The sequence below is a fragment of the Enterobacter sp. RIT637 genome, from assembly GCF_019718755.1.
In the GTDB taxonomy this organism is placed as follows: Bacteria; Pseudomonadota; Gammaproteobacteria; order Enterobacterales; family Enterobacteriaceae; genus Enterobacter.
In genome coordinates, this window is record NZ_JAIHAZ010000062.1 from 1 (window position 1) to 760 (window position 760).

Sequence of the window (760 nt, forward strand, 5' to 3'; positions counted from 1 at the left end):
GTTTGTGGTTCGCCGCCAAAGACCCGTTGATTCAAGTGTTGAGCCACGATTTGCCCGAACGCGCCACCGTGTTGGTGAAAGGTTCGCGCTTTATGCAGATGGAAGAAGTGGTCGAGGCATTGGAGGATAAGTGAAAATGAAAAGCCGACGTTTTTTTAAAGCCTTATTGCTGATTGCCGCGCTGGTCGGCGCGTTTTATGCCGGAATGCGGACGCAGGCGTATCTTTATGAAGATTTATGTTTAGACTTGGGCGGCGGCAAAAATCCGGGGAGCTACCCGATTTGCGTGATTGGGAAAGTCCCTGCACGTTAATCTGCAAAAGCCGTCCGAAACCTTGCCGGACAGCAAGCAAACCTCAAGCGGGCGCAAGCCCGATGTATAGCGGATTAACAAAAATCAGGACAAGGCGGCGGGCCGCAGACAGTACGGATAGTACGGAACCGGTTCACTTGGTGCTTGGGCACCTTAGGGAATCGTTCCCTTTGAGCCAAGGCGGGGCAACGCCGTACCGGTTTTTGTTAATCCACTATAATATCCTTTTTCAAAATAGACAGTTAATTCCGTATTGCCAAATTCCGGCTCTGGGATGATTCTGAAAACAAGGACGCAGGCTTTTTTCACAAAATTTGATACGGAAAAAAAGCGATTGATTTCCCTAATGTCAGGATTTTCCAAAACGGGGATTTGGATTCGCTCCCCTTTGTCTGCCATAAAAAATCCACCAAAAACGACCGTCGATGTTTTCATTCTTCTCAAATC

General features: G+C 48.3%; 2 protein-coding genes. One reads left to right on the top strand and one right to left on the bottom strand.

Annotated elements, in window-relative coordinates:
• The first annotated feature begins 136 nt into the window (after positions 1-136).
• Positions 137-313 carry a hypothetical protein gene (locus K5E19_RS23140; RefSeq protein WP_003689452.1) on the top strand — a complete coding sequence of 59 codons (177 nt, stop codon included), beginning with the start codon at positions 137-139 and terminating at the stop codon, positions 311-313.
• A 153-nt stretch (positions 314-466) separates the two neighbouring features.
• Here the strand turns inward: K5E19_RS23140 and K5E19_RS23145 are convergent.
• A partial coding sequence (locus K5E19_RS23145) for a DUF6911 family protein (protein ID WP_221553272.1) occupies positions 467-760 on the bottom strand: 294 nt, incomplete at its 5' end.

Excerpts from the sequence above, each read along its gene's own strand:
- K5E19_RS23140 (WP_003689452.1), top strand. The coding sequence starts at position 137 with ATGAAAAGCCGACGTTTTTTTAAAGCCTTATTGCTGATTGCCGCGCTG.